This window comes from Streptosporangium sp. CA-135522, from assembly GCF_050949235.1.
In the GTDB taxonomy this organism is placed as follows: Bacteria; Actinomycetota; Actinomycetes; order Streptosporangiales; family Streptosporangiaceae; genus Streptosporangium.
Genome location: NZ_CP192026.1, coordinates 1,735,782 through 1,757,262, shown reverse-complemented (window position 1 = coordinate 1,757,262; position 21,481 = coordinate 1,735,782). Strand labels below are relative to the sequence as shown.

At 69.3% G+C, this 21,481-nt stretch carries 20 protein-coding genes; 14 read left to right on the top strand and 6 right to left on the bottom strand.

Annotation, left to right across the window (positions count from 1 at the left end):
- Positions 1 to 24: 24 nt before the first annotated feature.
- On the bottom strand, positions 25 to 1,260 hold the full coding sequence (locus tag ACQPYK_RS08480; RefSeq protein WP_433252814.1) for a helix-turn-helix domain-containing protein: 1,236 nt from the start codon (positions 1,258 to 1,260) through the stop codon (positions 25 to 27).
- A gap of 336 nt (positions 1,261 to 1,596) precedes the next feature.
- Here ACQPYK_RS08480 and ACQPYK_RS08475 point away from each other — a divergent pair, with 336 nt between their 5' ends.
- The 5 genes from ACQPYK_RS08475 to ACQPYK_RS08455 all read left to right on the top strand — a co-directional run bounded on the left by ACQPYK_RS08475 (position 1,597) and on the right by ACQPYK_RS08455 (position 5,477).
- Positions 1,597 to 1,866, top strand: a complete 270-nt coding sequence (locus ACQPYK_RS08475; RefSeq protein ID WP_433252811.1) for a hypothetical protein — start codon at positions 1,597 to 1,599, stop codon at positions 1,864 to 1,866.
- 99 nt (positions 1,867 to 1,965) lie between these two features.
- Positions 1,966 to 2,910: a hypothetical protein gene (locus tag ACQPYK_RS08470; protein ID WP_433252808.1), complete on the top strand. Its 945-nt coding sequence runs from the start codon at positions 1,966 to 1,968 to the stop codon at positions 2,908 to 2,910.
- Positions 2,907 to 4,724 carry a hypothetical protein gene (locus tag ACQPYK_RS08465; protein WP_433252805.1) on the top strand — a complete coding sequence of 606 codons (1,818 nt, stop codon included), beginning with the start codon at positions 2,907 to 2,909 and terminating at the stop codon, positions 4,722 to 4,724. Before ACQPYK_RS08470 ends, ACQPYK_RS08465 begins: the two co-directional genes overlap by 4 nt.
- A gap of 142 nt (positions 4,725 to 4,866) precedes the next feature.
- Complete coding sequence (locus tag ACQPYK_RS08460; RefSeq protein WP_433252799.1) at positions 4,867 to 5,046, top strand: hypothetical protein; 180 nt, start codon at positions 4,867 to 4,869, stop codon at positions 5,044 to 5,046.
- A 239-nt stretch (positions 5,047 to 5,285) separates the two neighbouring features.
- Positions 5,286 to 5,477 carry a hypothetical protein gene (locus ACQPYK_RS08455; protein WP_433252796.1) on the top strand — a complete coding sequence of 64 codons (192 nt, stop codon included), beginning with the start codon at positions 5,286 to 5,288 and terminating at the stop codon, positions 5,475 to 5,477.
- An 80-nt stretch (positions 5,478 to 5,557) separates the two neighbouring features.
- Here ACQPYK_RS08455 and ACQPYK_RS08450 read toward each other — a convergent pair whose 3' ends face one another.
- Together ACQPYK_RS08450 and ACQPYK_RS08445 are read right to left on the bottom strand one after the other, a co-directional pair.
- Positions 5,558 to 5,875, bottom strand: coding sequence for a DUF3817 domain-containing protein (locus ACQPYK_RS08450; RefSeq protein WP_433252793.1), 318 nt, complete (start codon positions 5,873 to 5,875; stop codon positions 5,558 to 5,560).
- A gap of 43 nt (positions 5,876 to 5,918) precedes the next feature.
- Positions 5,919 to 6,683 (bottom strand): SURF1 family protein, encoded by a 765-nt coding sequence (locus tag ACQPYK_RS08445; RefSeq protein ID WP_433252790.1) that lies wholly within the window; start codon positions 6,681 to 6,683, stop codon positions 5,919 to 5,921.
- A 141-nt stretch (positions 6,684 to 6,824) separates the two neighbouring features.
- Between ACQPYK_RS08445 and ACQPYK_RS08440 the strand changes: the two genes are divergently transcribed.
- The 4 genes from ACQPYK_RS08440 to ACQPYK_RS08425 all read left to right on the top strand — a co-directional run bounded on the left by ACQPYK_RS08440 (position 6,825) and on the right by ACQPYK_RS08425 (position 11,591).
- A complete protein-coding gene (locus ACQPYK_RS08440; protein WP_433252787.1) occupies positions 6,825 to 6,992 on the top strand; it encodes a hypothetical protein in 168 nt (55 codons plus the stop codon).
- A 250-nt stretch (positions 6,993 to 7,242) separates the two neighbouring features.
- Positions 7,243 to 8,700: a flavin-containing monooxygenase gene (locus tag ACQPYK_RS08435; RefSeq protein WP_433252784.1), complete on the top strand. Its 1,458-nt coding sequence runs from the start codon at positions 7,243 to 7,245 to the stop codon at positions 8,698 to 8,700.
- A gap of 170 nt (positions 8,701 to 8,870) precedes the next feature.
- Positions 8,871 to 10,175 carry an anion permease gene (locus ACQPYK_RS08430; RefSeq protein ID WP_433252781.1) on the top strand — a complete coding sequence of 435 codons (1,305 nt, stop codon included), beginning with the start codon at positions 8,871 to 8,873 and terminating at the stop codon, positions 10,173 to 10,175.
- A 174-nt stretch (positions 10,176 to 10,349) separates the two neighbouring features.
- Positions 10,350 to 11,591: an aminoglycoside phosphotransferase family protein gene (locus ACQPYK_RS08425; protein WP_433252778.1), complete on the top strand. Its 1,242-nt coding sequence runs from the start codon at positions 10,350 to 10,352 to the stop codon at positions 11,589 to 11,591.
- 103 nt (positions 11,592 to 11,694) lie between these two features.
- On the opposite strand, the gene ACQPYK_RS08420 is transcribed toward ACQPYK_RS08425, so the two are convergent.
- Positions 11,695 to 13,440, bottom strand: a complete 1,746-nt coding sequence (locus ACQPYK_RS08420) for a gamma-glutamyltransferase family protein (RefSeq protein ID WP_433252775.1) — start codon at positions 13,438 to 13,440, stop codon at positions 11,695 to 11,697.
- Positions 13,441 to 13,571: 131 nt separating this feature from the next.
- Between ACQPYK_RS08420 and ACQPYK_RS08415 the strand changes: the two genes are divergently transcribed.
- The 5 genes from ACQPYK_RS08415 to ACQPYK_RS08395 all read left to right on the top strand — a co-directional run bounded on the left by ACQPYK_RS08415 (position 13,572) and on the right by ACQPYK_RS08395 (position 18,391).
- Positions 13,572 to 14,684, top strand: a complete 1,113-nt coding sequence (locus ACQPYK_RS08415) for a sensor histidine kinase (RefSeq protein ID WP_433252772.1) — start codon at positions 13,572 to 13,574, stop codon at positions 14,682 to 14,684.
- Positions 14,681 to 15,328 (top strand): response regulator transcription factor, encoded by a 648-nt coding sequence (locus ACQPYK_RS08410; RefSeq protein ID WP_433252769.1) that lies wholly within the window; start codon positions 14,681 to 14,683, stop codon positions 15,326 to 15,328. The genes ACQPYK_RS08415 and ACQPYK_RS08410 overlap by 4 nt, the downstream gene beginning before the upstream one ends.
- 230 nt (positions 15,329 to 15,558) lie before the next feature.
- Positions 15,559 to 16,974 (top strand): tetratricopeptide repeat protein, encoded by a 1,416-nt coding sequence (locus ACQPYK_RS08405; protein ID WP_433252766.1) that lies wholly within the window; start codon positions 15,559 to 15,561, stop codon positions 16,972 to 16,974.
- Positions 16,975 to 17,275: 301 nt separating this feature from the next.
- The gene (locus ACQPYK_RS08400; protein WP_433252763.1) at positions 17,276 to 17,782 is read left to right on the top strand and encodes a helix-turn-helix domain-containing protein; all 507 of its coding nucleotides are present in this window, start codon (positions 17,276 to 17,278) and stop codon (positions 17,780 to 17,782) included.
- An 18-nt stretch (positions 17,783 to 17,800) separates the two neighbouring features.
- On the top strand, positions 17,801 to 18,391 hold the full coding sequence (locus tag ACQPYK_RS08395; RefSeq protein WP_433252761.1) for a PIN domain-containing protein: 591 nt from the start codon (positions 17,801 to 17,803) through the stop codon (positions 18,389 to 18,391).
- A 187-nt stretch (positions 18,392 to 18,578) separates the two neighbouring features.
- Here the strand turns inward: ACQPYK_RS08395 and ald are convergent, their stop codons facing one another.
- Complete coding sequence (gene ald, locus ACQPYK_RS08390; RefSeq protein WP_433252758.1) at positions 18,579 to 19,694, bottom strand: alanine dehydrogenase; 1,116 nt, start codon at positions 19,692 to 19,694, stop codon at positions 18,579 to 18,581.
- A gap of 117 nt (positions 19,695 to 19,811) precedes the next feature.
- The gene (locus ACQPYK_RS08385) at positions 19,812 to 21,206 is read right to left on the bottom strand and encodes an aspartate aminotransferase family protein (RefSeq protein ID WP_433252755.1); all 1,395 of its coding nucleotides are present in this window, start codon (positions 21,204 to 21,206) and stop codon (positions 19,812 to 19,814) included.
- Positions 21,207 to 21,481: the final 275 nt, after the last annotated feature.

Genomic DNA, 21,481 nt, shown 5'->3' with positions numbered 1-21,481 from the left:
ACACTTTGTGTCCCCTGGTTGCGGTCAGACCAGAAGCCCGATTCGGTCGGCCAACGCGCGTGCTTGTGGCCGGAGGGACGCCGGACCGTCAATCAGCTCCATCGTCATCCGGCGGGCATATCCGTTGTACTTGATCGTGTCGGGCGCAGTTTGCTGAGCAAGCTCCAGTGTTCCGAGCACGGCCGCGTGGTCACGCTGGAGATGATGGGCGCGGGCGACCTCGATCAGATGGCGGCCTCGGCGCGGTCTGGAGGGAATCGGCGCGGACAGTGCTGGGCCGGCCTGTCGCGCGGACTCGCCACTCTGGTGAAGCTCCACAGCAATCGTGACCGCGTGTGGCGCCATGATGACCCGGGAGAAGCTCGTCCACGGCTGGTAGTAGGTCGCGGGAAGTCGCTCGGCAACCCGCGCTGCCTCTTCCCAATGCATCCAAGCTTCTCCAGCCTCACCGAGCCGGGCGGCGGTAAATGCCAACTCGAAGGACAGGGCGCCCCACATCGCTCTCAGATCCACGCTGGAGTTGTCCATGGCCGGTTCGATGGCGGCCAACCCCTGCTGGTTGATGTCCCGGGCTGCCTCGAAATCGCCGGTGTCGCGGTGGACGGCGGTCAGGAACCATACGGCACATGTGAGCGCAAGCGGGTCCTCGGACTCCTGTGCGGCCAGCAGTGCACGGTCTGCGACTCTCCACAGCAGATCCTGAGCTGGCTGATAGGCGAGGAACATTTGAGTCAGGCCGTAGGTCTCGGTGAGCAGGGCGAGCGCTCGCCGCCGATCGGCATCCCGGTACAGAGCCGCAGCGAGTTGCACATCCCGCAGGAGGTCCGGCAGGAGTTCCCCCAGGGCGGTTCGGTGGTCGGGGGATGCATGTCGTGTCTGCCAGGCAGCATCCAAGCGAGCTCGCAGGTTGGCCAGCGGCTGCACCGTGCCGGTGGGCAGGAGAGCTGTGGAGTTAATTACCGACCGCACTGCTTCGAGCGCGGGATGGCCGGGCCCGGTGAACATCCGCACCGGCATGGACTGGTCTCCTGTCAGCTCAGACAGGTCACGAACGCGGAGCGCTTCAGCGAGCTGAAGCAGGATCGGCAGTCGCGGATTCTGCTGGAGTCGTCCGCTCTCGACCTGCTTCAGCCACGACTCGGATTTGCCGACTAGGCCGGCCAGGACTTCTTGTGTCATGCCTCGTCGCATCCGTAAGGCGCGGATTCTCTGCCCGACGGTGAGTGTCGGAGTGGGGGGTTCATTGGTAGCGTTGTCCATAGGGCCCTGCACTTCCTGAAGACTCGACATCCTCAGGCTAAGCGTGCGGGGCTCATTCATGTCTAGGGCTGGACGTAAGTATTTCAGGCCGCCCTCAGGACGTTCTCGTCATCAGTACCACGGTTGTAGTTTCCCGGCGTCGAGGCGGATGCGCTCGACGGGGTGATCTGGGCGATGGCGGTCATTTTGTTCTCCTTGCCCTCTGCCAACACCTTTGCCGTATCATAAAACATGCAGTCATTGCAACTAAATAAGGGCAGTCACCAGTGATGTTACGCTGCCGTGATCTTATAGATTTAGATGCAGTCATCGCACTCTATGTAGTATGGTCGCGCCATGGATCCACAGGACATCGTTGGGGCACTGGAGATCGTCGCCCGAGCTCAGGAGGAGCTCGGCGCGGCCATTCCCATCGGCACCGTGCGCAGTTGGGAAAAGCGTCGGCGCGCGTGGGTGGACGCCGGCCGCCCGGCGCGCAGCGCGTCACGCCCCTGGGAGGAGCCGCTACCTGACCCCATCGGTACAGCCAACGGGGGAGCCATCTGGAGCTGGGCCACCATCAAGGCCTGGTTGAAGCGCACCGGCAAAGGGGCGCCCAGCACCTGACCGACATACCCCCATAAACGAAGAAGGCCCGACCAGCGCGCCAACGCCGGCCGGGGTCCTTCAAGGCCAGACATCCAAACGAGACTTGGAGTCCGAACCATGCATCACCCTATCGGGGCTGACACCCCGGAGCCCAACCCCGAAGACGTTGCCCGCGGGCTGGCCGAACTGGAACTGCACCTCGCCGGGCAGGTCCCTGCCGAGCAGCCTGCGGTCGACCTCTCCCGGGGCGAGACGAAGCGCGTGAAGGCCTTGCGCGCCGAGGTCGCAGAGGCGCACCTGCTCGCGCAGTTGCAGGACGACGACACACCGCTCCTGCTCGACACGGTCAAAGTCCGGAAGCGCCGCAAGCAGGCTGGCGAGGCCGCTCGGCTTCACCAACTCGCCCAAGACCCGACGATGCGCGCCTGGCAGGCCGCACGGATGCGGCGCCTCTTGGTCGCCGGCGCCATGGTCGCGCTCGCCCTCGCGCTCGCCTGGTCCACCGTTGGCGTGCAGAAGTTCGCCGCCGACGGGGCGTCCCTCTGGTCGCCCGCGTGGATCATCGCGTGGTTGGTCGAGCCGTTCCTGTCGCTCGCGCTGATGGTCGTCGTCGGTGCCCGCGCCTACATCGGCACCCACGGGCAGCCCATCGAGTCGCCCACGCTGGCCCGCATCGAATACCTGTTCCTGGCGCTCACGCTCGGCATGAACGCGTGGCCACACCTCGCCGTATCGAGCTTCGAAGAGTTCAGCTTCTCTCAGCTGATGCTGCACATGCTCGGTCCGATCGTCACGGTAGCCGTCGTGACCGCGCTGCCGATCATCCTCGCCGCGTTCAGTGATCTTGATCATGGGGGTACCGGTACCCCCCGTACTGGCCCGTCGTACAGGGCAAACGTCGAAGCGCTGACTGTCCGGGCGCGCGCCCTGATCGACGCCGGAGAGCTCCCCGCAGACGCGGGCGCGGGTAAGATTCGGGCGGCGCTGGGGTGCGGCATGGATCCCGCTCGCGCGGTGCGGGACGCCCTCACCCGCGGCCAGGCGTCGGGCGGTGCGGCATGAGCGCCCCCACCATCGACCGGCCCGCCGCCGGAGCGTTCGTCCGCCGGCAGACGCCTACCGAGTTCTGGGAGCGGCCTCGCGCCGGAACCCGTCCGGCCGTACGCGTCCGGATGGCTGCACGGCGCGCCGCGTCGGGCGGCGCATGGACCGCGCGCATCGCCTACCGCACGGCCACCGCGCCTGTCGACGGCACGGCGCTGCTCGCCCGCACGTACTGGCGGTGGGTCAAGGCCGACGACTACAAGGGCGCCGACGACCTCAAGTTCCTGGAGTCCGTCCGCACCCGGCGGCGCCGCACCGCGTGGTGGGTCGGCGGCGGCTACATGCTGAGCACCGCCGCAGGCGCGTATGTCACCGGCGGATCCGCGGCGCTCCTGGCCGCCGGCGCCGTCGCGACTGTCGGCACGGTGGCCGAGGTGCGCAAGCGCGTCAAGGACCGACCGGTCCCGCTGAAGTTCCCCGGCATGGGCGGCAAGAAGACGCCCGGCGAGGACATGGTGGTCCGCGCGGCCATCGCCGCGAAGCTGGGCAGGGCCGACGGGATGCGGCTCGCCTCGCCGGTGCTGGCCGAGGATGGCGGCTGGTCCACCGTCCTGCAGCTGGCGCCCGGCGACCGGGCCCGCGCAGCCCTGGGCAAGGAAGGCGCCTTCGCTTCCGCGCTTGGCGTCGGCGAATCCCAGGTGGTGTTTGAGCTGCTGCCTTCCAACGCCGGGCAGCTCAATGTTTTCGTCGCCAAGGCCGATCCGTTCCTGAAGGTCTACCCGTCGCCGCTGATCGGCCGCACTGAGCCGCTCGACTTCTGGGCAGGGATTCCCGCCGGGGTCAACGGCCGCGGCCGGCTGGAGATGCTTCGCCTGGTCGACGCATCCCTCCTGGTCGCGGGGGAGCCGCGCGCCGGGAAGTCCGCAGCTGTGAACGGCATCATCGGCGCGGCCGCCCTCGCGGTCACCCCGAAAATCCACCTGTGGGACGGCAAGGGCGCCGGAGATCACCGGGTATGGAGGCAGATCGCGCACACTGCGGAGAAGCGCAACGCGGCCGGCCTGCTCGCGCACCTCAAGCGGATGCAGGCGCAAATGGAGCACGTCTTCGACCTGCTCGACGAGGCGGGCGGATCCACCAAGCTCACTCCAGAACTGTGTCGGCAGTTCGACGTGGATGTGGAGCTCACCGTGGTCGACGAAACCCGCTACTACGTCACCTCTCCTCATGGTGAGGAGATCGTGGAGCTGATGGTGGACATCGCCAGTCGGGGCCCGGCCGCCGGGGTGCTGCTGGTCCTCGCCTCGCAGCGGATGACCGTGGACGCCATCCCCGGGCCACTCAAGGGCGTGTGCTCGCTGCGGTGGGCGATGCGCTGCCCGGACAAGACCGCATCCAACGCGGTGCTCGGCCAGGGCGCCGCGGGCGCCGGATACGACGCCTCGGAGATCCCCCGGAGCCACCGGGGCGTCGGCATCCTCGACGCAGACGGATATGACCCGTCCAAGCTCCGCTCCTGTTTCCTCGACGACCCGGACCTCGTAGCGGTGGCCGACGTCGCCTACGAGCTGCGTCGCGCCGCCGAACGGCTGCCCGTCCGGGAGACGGCGGCCGCCGTCATCGAGGAGGAGACGATCCTCGCCGCGTTCGGCGACGCCGAGCGACTGCACACCGTCGACCTGGTCGAGGCGCTCGGACCTGGCTGGACTCCGGCGCGCATCGCCGAGGCGCTCAAGCCGTACGGGATCACCCCGGGGCAGGTCGTGATCGACGGCCGCAACCGCAACGGCTACAAGCGCGGCGACCTCGAAGCGGCGCTCAACGGCTCCTGAGACGCCTCTACCGAAGCTCTATCGCTCAATCCGGGTCTACCCCGCCTCTACCGCCCCTGAGCTGCGAGGTAGGCCCGGTAGACGCTCTCGCATCACCCCCGAATACAGCCCTGAAAGGGCTGTACAGCAGAGAGGCGAGGACATGGAACTGATCCTGATCGGGTTCACGGCCGCCGTGATCTGGTGGAGCTGGGACCGGCGCCGGCACCCGCTCAAGCAATGCCAGTCATGCCGCGGCACCGGCAAGAAGATGTCGAGCTGGAATGGCAGCGCGTACGGCGCGTGCTTGCGCTGCGGCGGTAAAGGGGAGGTCCACCGGTAGCCCCGTACGATCGACACCCCACTCGGCCATCGCCGGGTGGGGTGTCGGTGTTAGTCCTGATAATTGTTCCGTACACAGTCTTAGCGCGAGCTGGCTATCCTGGGCTTCCAACATAGTCGCCCTGGGTGTAATCACGATATATCTCGGATGGAACCCCGGCGGCGCGCCCGCGCGTTGAACGGACGACGCAGAATGAACACCAGGCGGGGCGTCGGCTCCGCGTTCGGAGGATGTTGAGGATGTCGCCCATCCAGAAATACGCGGTCGGCGCCGGGATAGCGGTGGTCCTGGCATGGCTGATCCTGCCCGGCTGGCTCACCTTGCTGGTCGTCCTGGGCGTCGTCGCCGCCCCGGTCGTCGGCTACCTGATGCTCGACCCGTCCCAGCGCGAGCGGCTCAAGCGCGCCCGCAGGCGCGGCCTGGGTCGCTGACCCTCCGCCGCGAAGGCCCGATCCCCGCGGGGAGCGGGCCTTCGCGGCCGGTGGGCGGCCCGCCCTTCGCGGCCGGCGACTCAGGCCGGCACGGCCGCGAGCTCGGCCTCCACGCGGTGGGTGACCTTGCGCTCGAACACGAACGACAGCAGCGGCACGGTGCCCGCCAGCATCACGCCCACGACGTACGGCCACGACCAGCGGGCCTTCATCCCGAGGTTCATCGTGGCCACCAGATAGAGCATGTAGAGGAAGCCGTGGATCGGGGAGACGATCTTCGACGGGCCCTCGACGTCGAACTCGTACCTCAGCACGATGCACGTGACGAGGACGAGGAGCATCACACCGACGACGTACGCCAGGATGCGAAAGGGCTTGAGGGCGGATTCCACGGTCATCTACCTCGGTCTGGGAGTTCGGACACGGAAACGATATGCGGGTTCAGGCGGCCGCCGGTTCGGGGCCGGGCTTGTGCTCCTGTTCCCGCTCGGCCGCACGGCCGCGCAGGATGTCACGCACGAAGTGCCACCACATGAAGACCGCGAACAGGCCGAAGATCCACCACTGGGCGGCGTAGGCCAGGTTGCGCCAGGTGAGGCCGCCGGCCTCGGTCGGCGGGGGCGCGTTCACCGGCTTGGCCGCGACCGCCGGGGGCGGGGACTGCGTGGTGGCCACCACGAACCCGTCCCGCAGCTTCGCGCCGCGCCACACGTTGATCAGTTCGGCCGACGACACGGTCAGCACCTGTCCCTGCGGCAGTTGCCGGGCACGGCGCCGCACGCTGTCGGTCGCCTCCGACGGCTGCAACCGGCCGGTGACGGTCACCTTGCCCGCCGGTACGGCGACGGCCGGATCGTCGGCCCTGGACACCCAGCCGCGCACGATGGGGATCGAGGTGCCGTCGCCCAGGTCGAGTGAGGCGAGCAGCCACAGCCCCCCGTCCCGCTCGGCCACCAGGACCTGCCTGGACGGGTCGAAGGTCCCCTCCGCCGTCACCCGCCGGCCGGCCGCCTCACTCGTCATGTGCCTGCCGGGCCGGGTGAGGTCGCCGACCGCCACCGGGGCGGGGTCACGCGTCGCGTGGGGCCTGCCGGAATCCTCGAAGACGCCGAGCTGCCAACGGCCGAGCAGCCCGCACGCGACAAGCGCTCCGATCGCGAGCAGGTGCAGCGCCAGCACGCGAGGAGAGAACAGGATCCGGAGCATGACACCACGCTATCCGCCCCGGTCGACGGTCCTGTCCGCAGGACCGCGCCTCACGTGTGCCATCGGTCCCATCGCTCACCACCGTTCGCGAAATGGCACAAATCGGTGCCGACAGGCTTCCTCTCTCGCTAAAGTCGACCCATGTCTGATCCGCAGATTGACCCGGCCGGCAACACCCAGCAGTTCCGCGCGTTCGCGCAGCGGAAGGAGCCGGAGGCCGCGCCCCAGAAGCGCTCGCTGGTCGTGCCGATCGCGGTGGTCGCCGCGGTGGTCGTCATCGCCGCCGTGGCCGCCTACCTGATCCTCTAAAAACCGGCCGACCGACCGCGCCGACGGCATCGCCCTCGGCGCTTTTCGCGTTCCTGAAGCATACATACCGACCGGTCGGTGTGAGGCGGCTCACCCGCTCTCGGTATGGACGGCACGGTGATTCGCCGACTACATTGGACGAGACGTCCAATAGTGCGGAACACCCTTCGCCGTGGCCGAGCCGTGCGTCGGTCGCACGCCGGGGGCTCCCATACCCGTGCGCCGCCAGGAAAGTCAGCAGGGAGACCGTATGAGCATGCGTCCCGGGATAACGATCATCGGCTCCGGCTTCGCCGGGCTGGGCATGGCGATCAAGCTGAAGGAAGCCGGCTATCACGACTTCGTGATCCTGGAGAAGGCGGCCGACCTCGGCGGCACCTGGCGGGACAATACCTACCCCGGCTGTGCCTGCGACGTCCCCTCGCCCATGTACTCCTTCTCCTTCGAACTCAACCCCGGCTGGTCGCGCATGTTCTCCCCGCAGGCCGAGATCTGGGACTACATGCGGGCCTGCGTCGCCAAGTACGGCCTGGCAGCGCATTTCCGATTCGGCAAGGAGGTCGTCGGGCTGGAGTACGACGACGACGCCAACCGGTGGCAGGTGAGCACCGGCGACGGTGAGACGTTCACCACCAACGCGGTGATCTCGGGAATCGGCGCGCTGCACGTGCCGTCGCTTCCGGAGATCCCCGGCCGGGAGAGCTTCCGGGGTCCCTCCTTCCACTCGGCAGGATGGGACCACTCGGTGGACCTGACCGGCAAGCGGGTGGCGGTGATCGGCACCGGCGCCTCGGCCGTGCAGTTCGTGCCGCAGATCGCCGGGCAGGTCTCCCGGCTTCACCTGTTCCAGCGGACACCCCCGTGGATCCAGCCCAAGCCCGATTTCCCCATCTCGTCCCGGATACGGAAGGCGCTCGCCCTGCCCGGGGCGGCACGGGCGCTGCGCAACTCGATCTACTGGGTGCTGGAGACCCGCGCGCTGGGCTTCACCGTCGACCCGCGCCTGATGAAGGCGCACGAGACGATGGCCTCGCGCCATCTGGCCAGGCAGGTCCCCGACCCGGTGCTGCGCGCCAAGCTGACCCCGGACTACACGATCGGATGCAAGCGCATCCTGATTTCCAATGACTACTATCCCGCGCTGACCAGGGACAACGTAGAGGTGGTCACCGACGGGGTGGCCGAGATCCGGGAGAACTCGATCGTCGACTCCACCGGCAGGGAGATCGAGGTGGACGTCATCGTCTACGGCACGGGCTTCAAGGTCACCGATGCCCTGAACGAGCAGCGGATCGTCGGCAGGAACGGGCGGAAGATCCAGGAGGCCTGGCAGGACGGCATCGAGGCCTACTACGGGATCACCACCGCCGGCTTCCCGAACCTGTTCTTCCTGCTCGGCCCCAACACCGGCCTCGGCCACAACTCGGTCGTCTTCATGATCGAGTCTCAGGTCCGTTATGTGGTCGACTGCCTGCGCCTGCTGTCGAAGACCAAGGCACGGGCCCTGGACGTCCGTCCCGAGGTGCAGCGCGAGTTCAACGACCGTCTCCAGAACCGCCTGCACGATCTGGTCTGGAACGAGGGCGGCTGCAAGAGCTGGTATCTGGACGAGCGCGGCGTGAACCGGACGGTCTGGCCCGGCTTCACCTTCGAGTACTGGGCCCGCACCCGGAAGGTACGGCCCGAGGCCTACGAATTCATCCGCTGACGGGTTCGTGCGGCGCGGATGTTCGTCCACTGACGAGCCCGTGCGGCACGGGTGCTCCTCACCGCTTCCCGGAGCCGAGGCGATCCCAATGAGCTGACATCACCAGCGATAGGCATAGTTTTTACAAAAAAGATGGATTATTAATAAGTAAAGTTGATCAGGGCCACGTTATGGATATAGGCCCGCTGTTGTTGTTCGTCGTGGTCGCGACGGCGTTGGTCTTCGCCTTCACCAACGGCTTCCACGACACCGCCAACGCGATGGCGACGTCCATCGTGACCGGGGCGCTGCGGCCGCACACGGCCGTCGCGCTGTCGGCCGTACTGAACCTCCTGGGCGCGTTCCTGTCGCTCAAGGTGGCCGCCACGATCGCCCGGGGCATCGTGATCGGTGACGCGATCACGCTTACGGTCGTCTTCTCCGGCCTGGTGGGCGGCATGGTGTGGAATCTGGTGACCTGGTACTTCGGCCTCCCATCGAGCTCGTCGCACGCCCTCATCGGCGGGGTGGTGGGCGCGACCTTCGTCTCCGCCGGCGCCTCCGCCGTCCACGGTCACAGGGTCGTGTCGGACGTCCTCGTCCCGGGAGTCCTCGCGCCGCTGGCGGCCATGTCCGTGGCCGCCCTCGGCACCGCCCTCGTCTACACGATCACCAGGAACGTGCCCGTCCACATCCGCGACCGGGGCTTCCGGATCGGGCAGATCGGCTCGGCGTCGCTGGTGTCGCTGGCCCACGGCACCAACGACGCCCAGAAGACCATGGGCATCATCACCCTCGCGCTGATCGCCAACGGCACGATCGGCGACAACGCCTCCGCCCCGATGTGGGTGATCGTGAGCAGCGCCGCCGCGATGGCGCTGGGAACCTACGTCGGCGGGTGGCGGATCATCCGAACCATGGGCAAGGGGCTGACCGACATCGAGAGCCCGCAGGGCTTCGCCGCGGAGAGCTCGTCGGCCGTGATGATCCTGGTCGCGTCGAGCTCCGGGTTCCCGCTGTCGACCACCCAGGTGTCCTGCGGCTCGATCGTGGGCGCGGGAGCGGGCAAGCGGGTCACCGCGGTCCGGTGGGGCGTGGCGGCCCGGATCCTGGGGGTGTGGCTGATCACGTTGCCGGTGGCCGGCCTGGTGGGGGCGGCGGTGTGGAAGGGCGCCGAGCTCATCGGGGGATTCCCCGGCGTCGCCGTGATGTTCCTGGTGGCGATGGCCGGAGCTCTGGGGATCTACGTGGCGGCGGACCGCGCTCCGGTCAACGCCTCCAACGTCAACGCCACCTGGACGGACGCGGGGATCCCTCCCCCTACCTGCCTCAAGGAGCCCGTGCCGGCCGAGGAGGCGCCACCGGCCGATCCGTCGCCGGCGCCGATGGCCGAGCGGACATCGGCACGTGGGCACACGCTGACCTCCGACCAGACGCCGATGCAGGACCAGGCGTCTTCCGACGGGACCGAGCCGAGCAGGGATCCGGCGCCCTGACCGGATCCGGCGTCCTGACCGGATCGCCGGCCCGAGCCGGTGAACCCCGTTGCCGCCCGTTCGCCGGCTCGCCGGTTGAGGCCGGTGAACCCGTTGCCGTCCTCGCCTGCCGCGCGCACGGGCACGCCGGGAAAACCGCTCGCCGCCCGTCGTGCCGGTGGGCACACTGGTCCGATGGATCGAGCATCGGGCCGCACCGTCAGCGCCCTGGTCACCGCAGACGAGCGGCGGCTCGGCGTCATCGGCCCGTTTCCGGTGGACAGCCCCTGGTGGGCCGACGTCGAGCCGGTCGTCTCGCACCTGGAGCAGGCGCTCGGCGTGCCCGTGATGGTGCTGCGCCTGCTCAGTGTCGAGGGCGGCGAGGGCGCCCGGGACGGGCACGCCACCTACCACGTCGAAGCCCTGCGGCACCCCCGCCGCGAGCTGCCCGCCCCCTGGCCCGCCGGCCCCGGCGACCCGGTGGGTCCGGCCGCGCGGCGAGCCGGCTGGGCCACGGCCCCGGGGGTGCGGGCGGCGCTGGACTGGGCGGACCGCGCGCTGCGCGCTTCGGGCCGGCCGGCGAGCGGGCCGGTCGAGCAGGTCAAGACGTGGAACCTGTCGGGGCTGTTCCGGATCCCGACCTCGCGAGGCCCCGCCTGGCTCAAGACCACCCCCCGGTTCGCGGCCGGCGAGTCGGCCGTGATCGAGGCGTTCTCGCGGGTGGCCTCGGAGATCGTGCCCGTCGTGGTGGCCGCGGATCCGGCGCGCCGGTGGATGCTGCTCGACCATGTGCCCGGCGTGGACTGCTGGGACGCCGCCGAAGACGTCATCGGCGACGCGGTGACCGGACTGGTCGCGGCGCAGGCGGCGATCGCCGAACGGGGAGAAGGGATCCCTGCCGGGATCCCGGACCGTACGCCCCGCGTCCTGGCCGGCATGGTGAACGAGCTTCTCGACGGTGAGGTGGCCGCGGAGCTGAGCGCCGGCGAGCTGTCCGCGGCTCGCCGGCTGGCCGCACGACTGCCCGAACTGATCGCCTCGCTGGAGGCGTGCGGCCTGCCGTACACCCTGGTGCACGGCGACTTCCACCCCGGCAACATCCGCTCGGACGGACGGCGCACGGTCATGGTGGACTTCGCCGACGGCCACTTCGGGCATCCCGTGCTGGACGGCCTGCGGTTGCACGACTTCACGCACGACGACGGCCGGTCCGCCCTGGTCGCCGGTGTCTGGGCCGAGGCCTGGTCCGCGCGCGTCCCCGGCTGCGATCCGGCCCGCGCGCTGAGCGTGGCCGGTCCGCTCGCGCATCTGGCGTACGCCGTGCGATACCAGGAGTTCCTGGACAACATCGAGCACAGCGAACGGCTCTACCACGCGGGCGACCCCGCCGGTGAGGTCCGTGCCGCGCTGGAGTGCGCCCGGCGGACCGGCTCCTGACGGAGCCGAACCGCCGAGCCGCCGGGCCTGCGGGACAGGCCCCGAAGGACATGCCTCATGAGGCGGCCGTCAGGAGACGGGCCTCATGGGACGGGTGTCACCCCTACCGGCGCTCGCTCACCACCAGGGCGCTGCCACCGCCTCTCCTGGCGGGTTCGGCGACGGCCTGGAGCCTTCCGTCGCGCAGGAACTCCACCGCGGTGGCCGCGCCGATCTCGGGGTTCGGCACCAGGCTGTGCCCCCTGGAGGTCAGCTCGGCGCCGTAGCGGTCGATGAAGGCCGGCTCGGCCTGGGTCTGAGCGGTGTTGCGCTGGGTGGCCCGGGGGGCGGCCAGCGCGTCGGGCAGCGACATGCCGAGGTCCCAGCGGTTGACCAGGATCTGCAGCACGGTGGTGATGATGGTGGAACCGCCCGGCGAGCCCACCGCGAGCAACGGCCTGCCCCCTGCCAGGACGATCGTCGGAGCCATCGAGGAACGGGGGCGCTTGCCGGGGCCGGGCAGGTTGGGGTCGCCGGGGGCCGGGCCGAAGGTGAAGTCCGTCAGCTCGTTGTTCAGCAGGAAGCCCCGGCCCGGGACGACGATGCCGTTGCCTCCGGTGGACTCGATGGTGATGTTGTAGGCGACCACGTTCCCCCATCGGTCCGTCACGACCAGGTGAGTGGTCTCCGGGCCCTCGGCGGGCGTCGGCGTGGCCTGCGCCGGCGGCGCGGCCTGGCAGGGGCCGTAGGCGCCGTCGGGTGTTCCGGCCGGAGCCGGGTGGGGCATCGCCCGCTCGCCGATCAGGCAGGCCCGCTCCTTGGCGAACCCGTCGGACAGCAACTCCTCCAGCGGCACACCCGCGATGTCGCCGACGTACTTGTTCCGGTCGGCGAACGAGAGCCGGGACGCCTCCAGATACTCGTGCACGCCCACCTCGGGAAGGGCCTCGAGGATATTGAGCGCCTCGCCGACCGTCGAGCCGCCCGAGGACGGGGGCGCCATGCCGTAGACGTCCATGCCCTTGTAGGTCATCTTCGTGGGCGGCCGTTCGACCGCCCGGTAGGCCCGCAGGTCGGACAGCTCCATCAGGCCGGGCCGCACGTTGCGGGTGGCGCCGGGCGTGACCGGCGGGCTCTTCACCGTGGCCACGATCTCGGCGCCGAGCCGTCCGCCGTACAGCCAGTCGCCGCCCTCCCTGCCGAGCCGGCGGTAGGTGTCGGCGAGCTCGGGGTTACGGAAGGTGGAGCCGACGGGCGGCGGGGCGCCGCCGGGGAGGTACAGCTTGGCGGTGGAGGTGAAGTCCTTGAACCGGGCCGCGTTGGCGGCGGTCTGGTCGTGGAAGGTCTGGTCGACGGTGAACCCCTCGGAGGCGGCCTTGATCGCCGGCTTGAGCGCCTGCCCCAGCGAGATCGTGCCGAACCGGCGCAGGGCGAGCTCCCACTGGGCCACGCTGCCCGGCACGCCGGCCGACAGCCCGCTGGTGACCGCGTCGTCGAACGGGATGCCCTCCAGAGAGGTCGCGGTCATCGCCCGCGGCGCCGTCTCCCTGCCGTCGACCGTGTGGACCTTCCGGTGCCGGGCGTCGTAGAAGACGAGGAAGCCGCCCCCGGCCAGCCCGGCCGAGTAGGGCTCGGTCACCCCCAGCGTGGCCGCCGCCGCGACCGCCGCGTCCATCGCGTTGCCGCCCCGGCGCAGGATTCCCAGCGCGGCCTGGCTGGCGTCCACGTCGACGGTCGAGACCGCCCCGCCGTATCCTTCGGCGACGGGCTTCTTCGCCACCGGCGGCGATGCCGCCGCGGGCTGCACGAACAGGACGGAACCTCCGGCCAGGATCCCGGCGAGCGGCACGGCCAAACGGCGAGTGATCATTGTGACCTCCTGCAGACAGCTTCTCCCAGCTCGCCTGCCCTGTCAGCCCCTCCGCTACCACCGGCGTCGTAGTGCCCGCTGCCTCCCATGGACGACGCGCTGGTCAACGCGGTGAGCGTAGGGTTTCGGACGTGCGCGCCAAACCACGATGGATCGACCCGCTGCTGCCCCTGTTCGTGGGGATCCTGCAGGTCATGATGACCCAGGGAGCGCAGTGGACCCAGCGCGAGCGCGTCCCGGTGGACCCGCTCGGCAACGTGCTGCTGGTGGCCGGACCACTCGCGCTGGCCGTACGGCGCCGCCACCCGATCCTCACGCTGATCGTCACGATCACCGCGACCTGCGCCTTCATCGTCCGGGGTCACGCCTACGGCCCGATCTTCTTCAGCCCGGTCATCGCGCTCTACAACGCCGTCGTCCTCGGCCACCGGCGTGCCGTCTGGGCCGTCTCGGCCGCGACCTACGCGTTCTTCGTGGCGTACACGACCTGGCTGGCCCCGGTCCCCGACTCAGGCCTGTGGCACATGTTCGCGATAGCGGCGGTCATGGGGGTCATCCTGGCGGTGGGCGAGTTCACCCGGGCCCGCAGGGAACGGGCGGCCGAGCACGAGCGGGTGGAGCTGGAGGAGTCCCGGCGGCAGGCCAGCGAGGAGCGGCTGACCATGGCCCAGGAGCTGCACGACGTGCTCGCGCACAACATCTCCCTCATCCACGTGCAGGCCTCCACCGCACTGCACCTGATCGACGACCACCCCGAGCAGGCCCGCACCGCGCTCACCACGATCAAACAGGCCTCCAAGGACGTGCTGACCGAGATGCGCTCGGTGCTCAGCGTGCTCCGCGACGGCGCGCCCCGCTTCCCCACCGCGGGGCTGGAGCGGCTGGACGAGCTCGTCGAGCGCAGCGGCCTGCCGGTGACCAAGCGGGTCGCCGGGGCGGTCAGGGCGCTGCCGCCGGGGGTGGACCGGGCCGGCTACCGCATCGTCCAGGAGGCGCTGACCAACGTCACCCGGCACGCACCGGGCTCCACGGTCACGGTCCTGCTGGAGTACGGCTCCCGTGAGCTGCTGATCCGGGTCACCGACTCCGGCGGCGGGACCCCCGGGGAGAGCCTGGGCAGCGGTAACGGCGTCCCCGGCATGCGGGAGCGGGCGACCGCCCTCGGCGGCTCGCTGACCGCCGGTCATCATGGACAGGGTTTCCGCGTCGAGGCGCGGCTGCCGATCCCGGAGGAACCTGAATGATCAAGATTGTGCTCGCCGACGACCAGGCACTGGTCCGGGCCGGTTTCCGGGCTCTTCTCGACGCACAGCCGGGGATGACCGTGGTGGCCGAGGCCGCCGACGGCACCCAGGCCCTGCGGCTGGCCGCCGAGCACAAGCCCGACGTGGTCCTGATGGACATCCGGATGCCGGGCATGGACGGTCTGACCGCCACCCGGCGGATGCCCGCGGGACCGAAGATCATCATTCTGACCACCTTCGAGCTCGACGAATACGTCTTCGAGGCCCTCCGCAACGGCGCCAGCGGCTTCCTGGTCAAGGACACCGAGCCGGCCGAGCTGATCCAGGCCGTCCGTGTCGTGGCCGGCGGCGACGCGCTGCTCTCCCCCGGCGTGACGCGCCGCCTGATCGCCGAGTACGCCAGCCGGGCCAAACAACCCTCCTCCTCCCACGACCTCGACCTGCTCACCGACCGCGAACGCGAGGTCCTGTCGCTGGTCGGCACCGGCATGACCAACGACGAGATCGCCGGCAGGCTCTTCATGAGCCCGGCCACCGCCAAGACCCACGTCAGCCGCACCATGATGAAGCTGCACGCTCGCGACCGCGCCCAGCTCGTCGTCATCGCCTACGAAACCGGGCTGGTCCGCCCCGGCTGGGTCTAGGGACGCCCCGGCGCCTTCACCGAGCCCTCGCCCCAATGGCACGTTTACGATGCTCACCGTGCTTGCGCAGTGCCGAGCGACCCGTGAGGCGAGCCCGCGCGGCCCCGCCAGGTGGGGCCCACGCCGCCTTCGTCCCCTTGGCAGAGCGGCCCCGGGAAAACAAGTCTTGATTACCCTCCGCTTCCACGTGATTACATGCCACCCTGTGCATTGTCTGCGAGGAGGGTGACATGGGGTGGTGGCCAGGTGACCGGGAGACGACTGGTGTCTTGGTGCCCGCGCCCCGGGGCAGGGAGCACGAGACCGATGCGGACGGCGAGACCGATCTGCTGCTGGCCGCACACGGCGGCGACGCCCGGGCCGCGCACCTGCTCGGCCGCCACTTCGCGCAGCAGGGCGACCGGTCGGCGGCGCGGCACTGGTGGGAGCGGGCGGCGTCCGCGGGCAACATGGACAGCGCCTACAACCTCGGCGTCTGGCACGAGAAGCACGGCAGCCTCCGGGAGGCCGTGAGGTGGTACGAGCTGGCCGCGGGCGTCGGCGACGTCGAGGCCGCGGTGAACCTGGCGACGCTCCTGCTGGAGCAGCGCGGCGACGTGCCCGCCGCCCGGCGCTGGTTCGAGACGGCGGCCAGGGCCGGCTCCCGGACCGCCGCCCGCCGGCTCGCGCTGATCTGCGAGGACGGTGGCGAGACCAAGGCCGCCGGGGAGTGGCACCGGCGGGCGGCGACGGACGGCGATCTCGCCTCGGCCCATGACCTGGGCTTTCTGGCCTACGCCTTCGGCGAGGAGGATGAGACGCTGCGCTGGTGGGAGCTGGCGGCCCGGGGCGGCCACACCGACGCCGCCTACCACCTGGGCCTGTTCCTGCGGGCCAACCAGGATCCCGAGGGCGCCGAGGCGTTCTATCGACTGGCCGCCAGGAACGAGCATCCCGGGGCCGCGTCCCAGCTGGGCGGGATCGCGCTGTCGCGCGGAGACCTGCGCACCGCCCGCGCCTGGTTCGAGCGGGCCGCCCACACAGGGCGGATCGACGACCAGCGGACCGCCGGGTTCGTGTGCGTGGAGCTGAGCGATCCCCGGGCGGCCAGCCACTGGTTCGGCCGGGCGGCGGCCGGCGGCGACCCGGAGGCCGCCTTCAACTACGGCTTGCTGCTCATCGCCGAGCACAACGACCTGCGCGGCGGCCAGCACTGGTTCCGCCAGGCCGCACAGGCCGGGCATCGCCGGGCGGCGGCGGAGCTGGCCTCGTTGCTGTCGGCGGCCGGATTCCCCCGCGAGGCCGAGCAGTGGCTGTCGGATCCGCCGTCCCCGGCGTGGGACCGGGCGGCCGAGCCGGAGCTCGTCGCTCGCGCGGAGCTGACCGCCGCCGCGGTGGCCCGGCGGGGCGGCGCCCCCCTGAAGGCCTGCGACCTGACCGAGATCCTCGGAACCTGGGATCTGGTCACCCGGCCGCTGCGCGACCACGCCGACGTCATGGCCTGGCTGACCAGGCAGAGTGGCCTGCACCCGGGCGCGGTCGAACACCTGGCCTCGGTCCGGGCCACGCTACTGCGTCCCGGCACCGCTCCATGGCCGACTCCGGCCGAGGTCGAGCATGTCCTGGCCACCGCCCGTGACCTGCGCGCGCGCCTGGGACCACGGTAGGGCGGCGGAAACGGACGGCGCCCCGCTCCCGAGGTGACGCCGTCGGCGAGTCCGGCCCGGCGCGACAGCCCGACAGACTAGAACTTACCGGCATTATGTCCGATTCATGAAAAAGATCTTTAATTTAGCATCAATAGTCACAAATCAGACTTCGTGTTATAATTAGTAGCAATCAGCCCAATCGGCAACAAAGATGAAAGCCTTTTACATTGCTCGATCGCTATCTTTTGGTGGACCACGTTTTCATTAGTTTCGTTTTGGGATACTGTCCAAGGACAGAGGAGAGTGGCGGAGGACTTGCATGGGCGACCAGTCATTTGCCGCAGCCGACTCAAGGACGTTCTTACCTGAAGAGGATCCTCAGTCCCAGGCTGCCATCGTCGACTTCGTGGCCGAGCTGCGCAAGCGAGGCCTTGGGGTGGCCGATTGTCCTGCCCTGCTGACCGGGCCGGATGGATCTCCCCGCATACCTCTGCCTTTACCGGTCTACGAGGCGCTGCTCAAAGTGGCTGAGGCACTGTCGCACGGCTTCGCGGTGACGGTAGCCCCCCAGCACGTCACCATGTCCACCTACGAGGCGGCGGAGTTACTGGGGGTTTCGCGACCCACGCTGGTGCAACTGCTCGAAAGCGGCGAGATCCCGTACGAACGCGCGACCAACCGGCCGGGAGCCCATCGCCGGGTAAGACTCGAAGATGTCCTGGACTTTCAGAAGCGTCGGCGCGCTACGCGGAAGCACCTCCTCGATGAGCTGACCGCGGATTCGATAGAGATGGGAATGTACGACAAGCCCGCTTCCGAGTTCTGACGGGCCTATGCTGTTCGAATGCCTTTCTCCGCCGTGCTCGACGCGTGCGTGCTATACCCCAACACGCTCCGCGACACACTCCTCCGAATTGCGGAACAAGGGACATATCAGCCCTTGTGGAGTGAGAAAATCCTGAACGAGGTGCGCGGCGCACTGGTCCGGAACGGAAGGTCCGAGGAGAAGGCAGACTACGCGCTGGGATGCATGAAGGCGGCCTTCCCCGAGGCGATGGTCAACGGGTGGGAGTCGCTGGAATCTGCGATGTCGAATCACCCGAAAGATCGTCATGTCCTCGCAACCGCCGTGCGAGCGCATGCGGACGTCGTCGTCACGGCCAATATGCGTGACTTCCCTGCCAGCGCATGCGAGCCTTTCGAGATCAGTGTCCAGCACCCGGACACCTTCCTCTGCTACGAACTGGAACAGGCGCCGTACGCGATCGTCCAGGTTCTGCGGGAGCAGGCGAACGCGACGGGAAGAAGAACGCACCGCCCCATGTCGATCGAAGACCTCTTGACTTCCTTGGCGAACTGCGGGGCCCCGGTCTTCGTGTCCGCGGTCGAGAACTGGTTGCCGACCCAGCCGAATGAGACGCGGGCCACAGGCTGAGTGCGGGGCGCGAACCGGGTGAGGGCGGGTGCGGCCGTACGGTGACCGGGCCGCCCCGGCGGCAGCGGGCGGGCCGGGCCCGTCCTCCGGCGGCGACGGGCGGGCCGTACGGCGGGCCGGGCCCGTCCTCCGGCGGCGTCCCGCCGTGGCGGGTGTCCGCGGCGCGGAGGACGGGTGTGCGGCGAACCTAGGCGGCGATGACCTGGGAGACCGGCACGAACGGCAGGTCGAGGGCGATCGCGACCTGGTCGTTGGTGAGCTGACCGGCGTGGGTGTTGAGGCCCAGCGCGAGGCCGGCGTCCTGCTGGAGCGCCGACTTCCAGCCCAGGCCGGCCAGCTTGACCGCGTAGGGCAGCGTCGCGTTGGTCAGCGCGTAGGTGGAGGTGTTGGCCACCGACCCCGGCATGTTGGCCACGCAGTAGAAGATCGAGTTGTGGACCTGGTAGGTCGGCTCGGCGTGCGTGGTCGGGCGGGAGTCCTCGAAGCAGCCGCCCTGGTCGATGGCGATGTCGACGAGCACGGAGCCCGGCTTCATGCGGGAGACCAGCTCGTTGGAGACGAGCGTCGGGGCCTTGGCGCCCGGGATCAGCACCGCGCCGATGACCAGGTCGGCCTCCAGGACCTCCTTCTCGATCGCGTAGGAGGTCGAGACGAGGGTCTTCAGGCGGCCCTGGTAGATGGCGTCGATGAAGCGCAGGCGGTCGACGTTGAGGTCGAGGACCGTGACGTCGGCGCCCATGCCGACCGCGATCTGCGCCGCGTTGAGACCGGAGACGCCGCCGCCGATGACGACGACCTTGGCCGGGGCCACGCCGGGCACGCCGCCGGGCAGCACGCCGCGGCCGCCGTTGAAGCGCATCAGGTTGTAGGCGCCGACCTGCGGGGCCAGGCGGCCCGCGACCTCGGACATCGGGGCCAGCAGCGGCAGGGTGTTGCCGACCTGGACGGTCTCGTAGGCGATGCCGGTGACCTGCTGCTTGAGCAGGGCGTCGGTGCACTCGCGACCGGCCGCCAGGTGCAGGTAGGTGAACAGCACCTGCCCGGCACGCATGCGGTGGTACTCCTCGGCGATCGGCTCCTTGACCTTGAGGATCATGTCCGCCTCGCCCCACACGTCGTCGGCGGTGTCGAGGATCTTGGCGCCGGCGAAGAGGTAGTCCTCGTCCGGAAGGTGCGAGCCGAGGCCTGCGCCGCGCTGGACGTAGACGTCGTGGCCGTGGCGGACCAGCTCGTGCACGCCCGCCGGGGTGGCGGCGACGCGGTACTCGTGGTTCTTGACCTCGGCGGGCACGCCGATCTTCATAACGGTTCCTTTCGGAGATTCAACGGGGGTTTCACAACACGGGTCGAACGCGCGTGGGCGGGGGGTTGGAGCGGGCCGTACACGGCGGCACACGGCGCGCCGTGTACGGCGGGGCGCTCACAGACGGGTCCACGCCTCCGTCAGCACGGAGCGGAGAATCGACTCGATCTCGTCGAACTCCTTGGGGCCGCAGGTGAGCGGCGGGGCGAGCTGGACCACGGGGTCGCCGCGGTCGTCGGCGCGGCAGTACAGGCCCGCGTCGTAGAGGGCCTTGGACAGGAAGCCGCGCAGCAGACGCTCGGACTCGTCGGCGTTGAAGGTCTGCTTGGTGTCCTTGTCCTTGACGAGCTCGATGCCCCAGAAGTAGCCGGAGCCGCGCACGTCGCCGACGATCGGCAGGTCGTGCAGGCGCTCCAGGGTGGAGCGGAAGACCGGCTCGTTGCGGGTGACGTGGCCGAGCAGGTCCTCGCGCTCGAACAGGTCGAGGTTGGCCAGGGCGACCGCGGCGGAGACGGGGTGGCCGCCGAAGGTGTAGCCGTGGGCGAACATCTCGGTGCCGTTGCTGAACGGCTCGAACAGCCGGTCCGAGGCGATCATGGCACCGATCGGCGAGTAACCGCTGGTCATGCCCTTGGCACAGGTGATGATGTCGGGGACGTAGTCGAACTTCTGCCCGCCGAACATGGTGCCGAGGCGGCCGAAGGCGCAGATCGTCTCGTCGGAGACGAGCAGGACGTCATACTCGTCGCAGATCTCGCGCAGGCGCTGGAAGTATCCGGGCGGCGGCGGGAAACAGCCGCCGGCGTTCTGCACCGGCTCGACGAAGACGGCGGCCACGGTGTCCGGGCCCTCCATCTCGATGGCGCGGGCGACGCGCTCGGCGGCCCAGTAGCCGTACTGCTCCGGGGTCATGCCGGCGACGCCGGTGATCTCCTCGGCGCGGTAGTAGTTGGTGTTCGGCACGCGGACCGAGCCCGGCACCAGCGGCTCGAACATCTGCTTGAAGGCCGGGATGCCGGTGATCGACAGGGCGCCCTGCGGGGTGCCGTGGTAGGCGATCTGGCGGCTGATGACCTTGTGCTTGAGCGGCTTGCCGGTCAGCTTGAAGTACTGCTTGGCGAGCTTCCAGGCACTCTCGACGGCCTCGCCGCCGCCGGTGGTGAAGAAGACGCGGTTGAGGTCGCCGGGGGTCTCGGAGGCCAGCCTCTGGGCCAGCTCGACGGCCTTGGGGTGGGCGTAGGACCAGAGCGGGAAGAACGCCAGCTCCTGGGCCTGCTTGGCGGCGGCCTCGGCCAGCTCGCTGCGGCCGTGCCCCGCCTGGACCACGAACAGGCCTGAGAGACCGTCGAGGTAGCGCTTACCGTGCACGTCGTAGACGTATGCGCCCTCGCCGCGCACGATCATCGGGATCTCGGCGCCCGGGGCGGAGCTGTGCCGGCTGAAGTGCATCCACAGGTTGTCCTGCGCAGCCTGCATGAGCGAGGTCACGTCGGTGTTCTCGGGGTGAGTCATGGCTATCTTCCCTCGGTGGTCTGAGCTCTCCTCAGTGTGCATGCCCCGAGCGCGTCTTGCCAAGTGAAAACGTGGCAATAGAGTGCAAGAACTTCGGAATCCGCAAAACGACCATGTAACAACAACGAAATCCGCGACCAGAATTCGGGAGTGTCCGGGCTGGTACAGCCCTTGGTTCCGCTGGACGGAACCTCGATGTGCTGAAATCGGGATGAGCACGGCCGCATATCGGCTGTGATCAAATAGGACGACCAGATATTGAGATGCGAGGGAAC

Excerpts from the sequence above, each read along its gene's own strand:
- ACQPYK_RS08480 (WP_433252814.1), bottom strand. The coding sequence starts at position 1,260 with ATGGACAACGCTACCAATGAACCCCCCACTCCGACACTCACCGTCGGG.
- ACQPYK_RS08475 (WP_433252811.1), top strand. The coding sequence starts at position 1,597 with ATGGATCCACAGGACATCGTTGGGGCACTGGAGATCGTCGCCCGAGCT.
- ACQPYK_RS08470 (WP_433252808.1), top strand. The coding sequence starts at position 1,966 with ATGCATCACCCTATCGGGGCTGACACCCCGGAGCCCAACCCCGAAGAC.
- ACQPYK_RS08465 (WP_433252805.1), top strand. The coding sequence starts at position 2,907 with ATGAGCGCCCCCACCATCGACCGGCCCGCCGCCGGAGCGTTCGTCCGC.
- ACQPYK_RS08460 (WP_433252799.1), top strand. The coding sequence starts at position 4,867 with ATGGAACTGATCCTGATCGGGTTCACGGCCGCCGTGATCTGGTGGAGC.
- ACQPYK_RS08455 (WP_433252796.1), top strand. The coding sequence starts at position 5,286 with ATGTCGCCCATCCAGAAATACGCGGTCGGCGCCGGGATAGCGGTGGTC.
- ACQPYK_RS08450 (WP_433252793.1), bottom strand. The coding sequence starts at position 5,875 with ATGACCGTGGAATCCGCCCTCAAGCCCTTTCGCATCCTGGCGTACGTC.
- ACQPYK_RS08445 (WP_433252790.1), bottom strand. The coding sequence starts at position 6,683 with ATGCTCCGGATCCTGTTCTCTCCTCGCGTGCTGGCGCTGCACCTGCTC.
- ACQPYK_RS08440 (WP_433252787.1), top strand. The coding sequence starts at position 6,825 with ATGTCTGATCCGCAGATTGACCCGGCCGGCAACACCCAGCAGTTCCGC.
- ACQPYK_RS08435 (WP_433252784.1), top strand. The coding sequence starts at position 7,243 with ATGAGCATGCGTCCCGGGATAACGATCATCGGCTCCGGCTTCGCCGGG.
- ACQPYK_RS08430 (WP_433252781.1), top strand. The coding sequence starts at position 8,871 with ATGGATATAGGCCCGCTGTTGTTGTTCGTCGTGGTCGCGACGGCGTTG.
- ACQPYK_RS08425 (WP_433252778.1), top strand. The coding sequence starts at position 10,350 with ATGGATCGAGCATCGGGCCGCACCGTCAGCGCCCTGGTCACCGCAGAC.
- ACQPYK_RS08420 (WP_433252775.1), bottom strand. The coding sequence starts at position 13,440 with ATGATCACTCGCCGTTTGGCCGTGCCGCTCGCCGGGATCCTGGCCGGA.
- ACQPYK_RS08410 (WP_433252769.1), top strand. The coding sequence starts at position 14,681 with ATGATCAAGATTGTGCTCGCCGACGACCAGGCACTGGTCCGGGCCGGT.
- ACQPYK_RS08405 (WP_433252766.1), top strand. The coding sequence starts at position 15,559 with ATGGGGTGGTGGCCAGGTGACCGGGAGACGACTGGTGTCTTGGTGCCC.
- ACQPYK_RS08400 (WP_433252763.1), top strand. The coding sequence starts at position 17,276 with ATGGGCGACCAGTCATTTGCCGCAGCCGACTCAAGGACGTTCTTACCT.
- ACQPYK_RS08395 (WP_433252761.1), top strand. The coding sequence starts at position 17,801 with ATGCCTTTCTCCGCCGTGCTCGACGCGTGCGTGCTATACCCCAACACG.
- ald (WP_433252758.1), bottom strand. The coding sequence starts at position 19,694 with ATGAAGATCGGCGTGCCCGCCGAGGTCAAGAACCACGAGTACCGCGTC.
- ACQPYK_RS08385 (WP_433252755.1), bottom strand. The coding sequence starts at position 21,206 with ATGACTCACCCCGAGAACACCGACGTGACCTCGCTCATGCAGGCTGCG.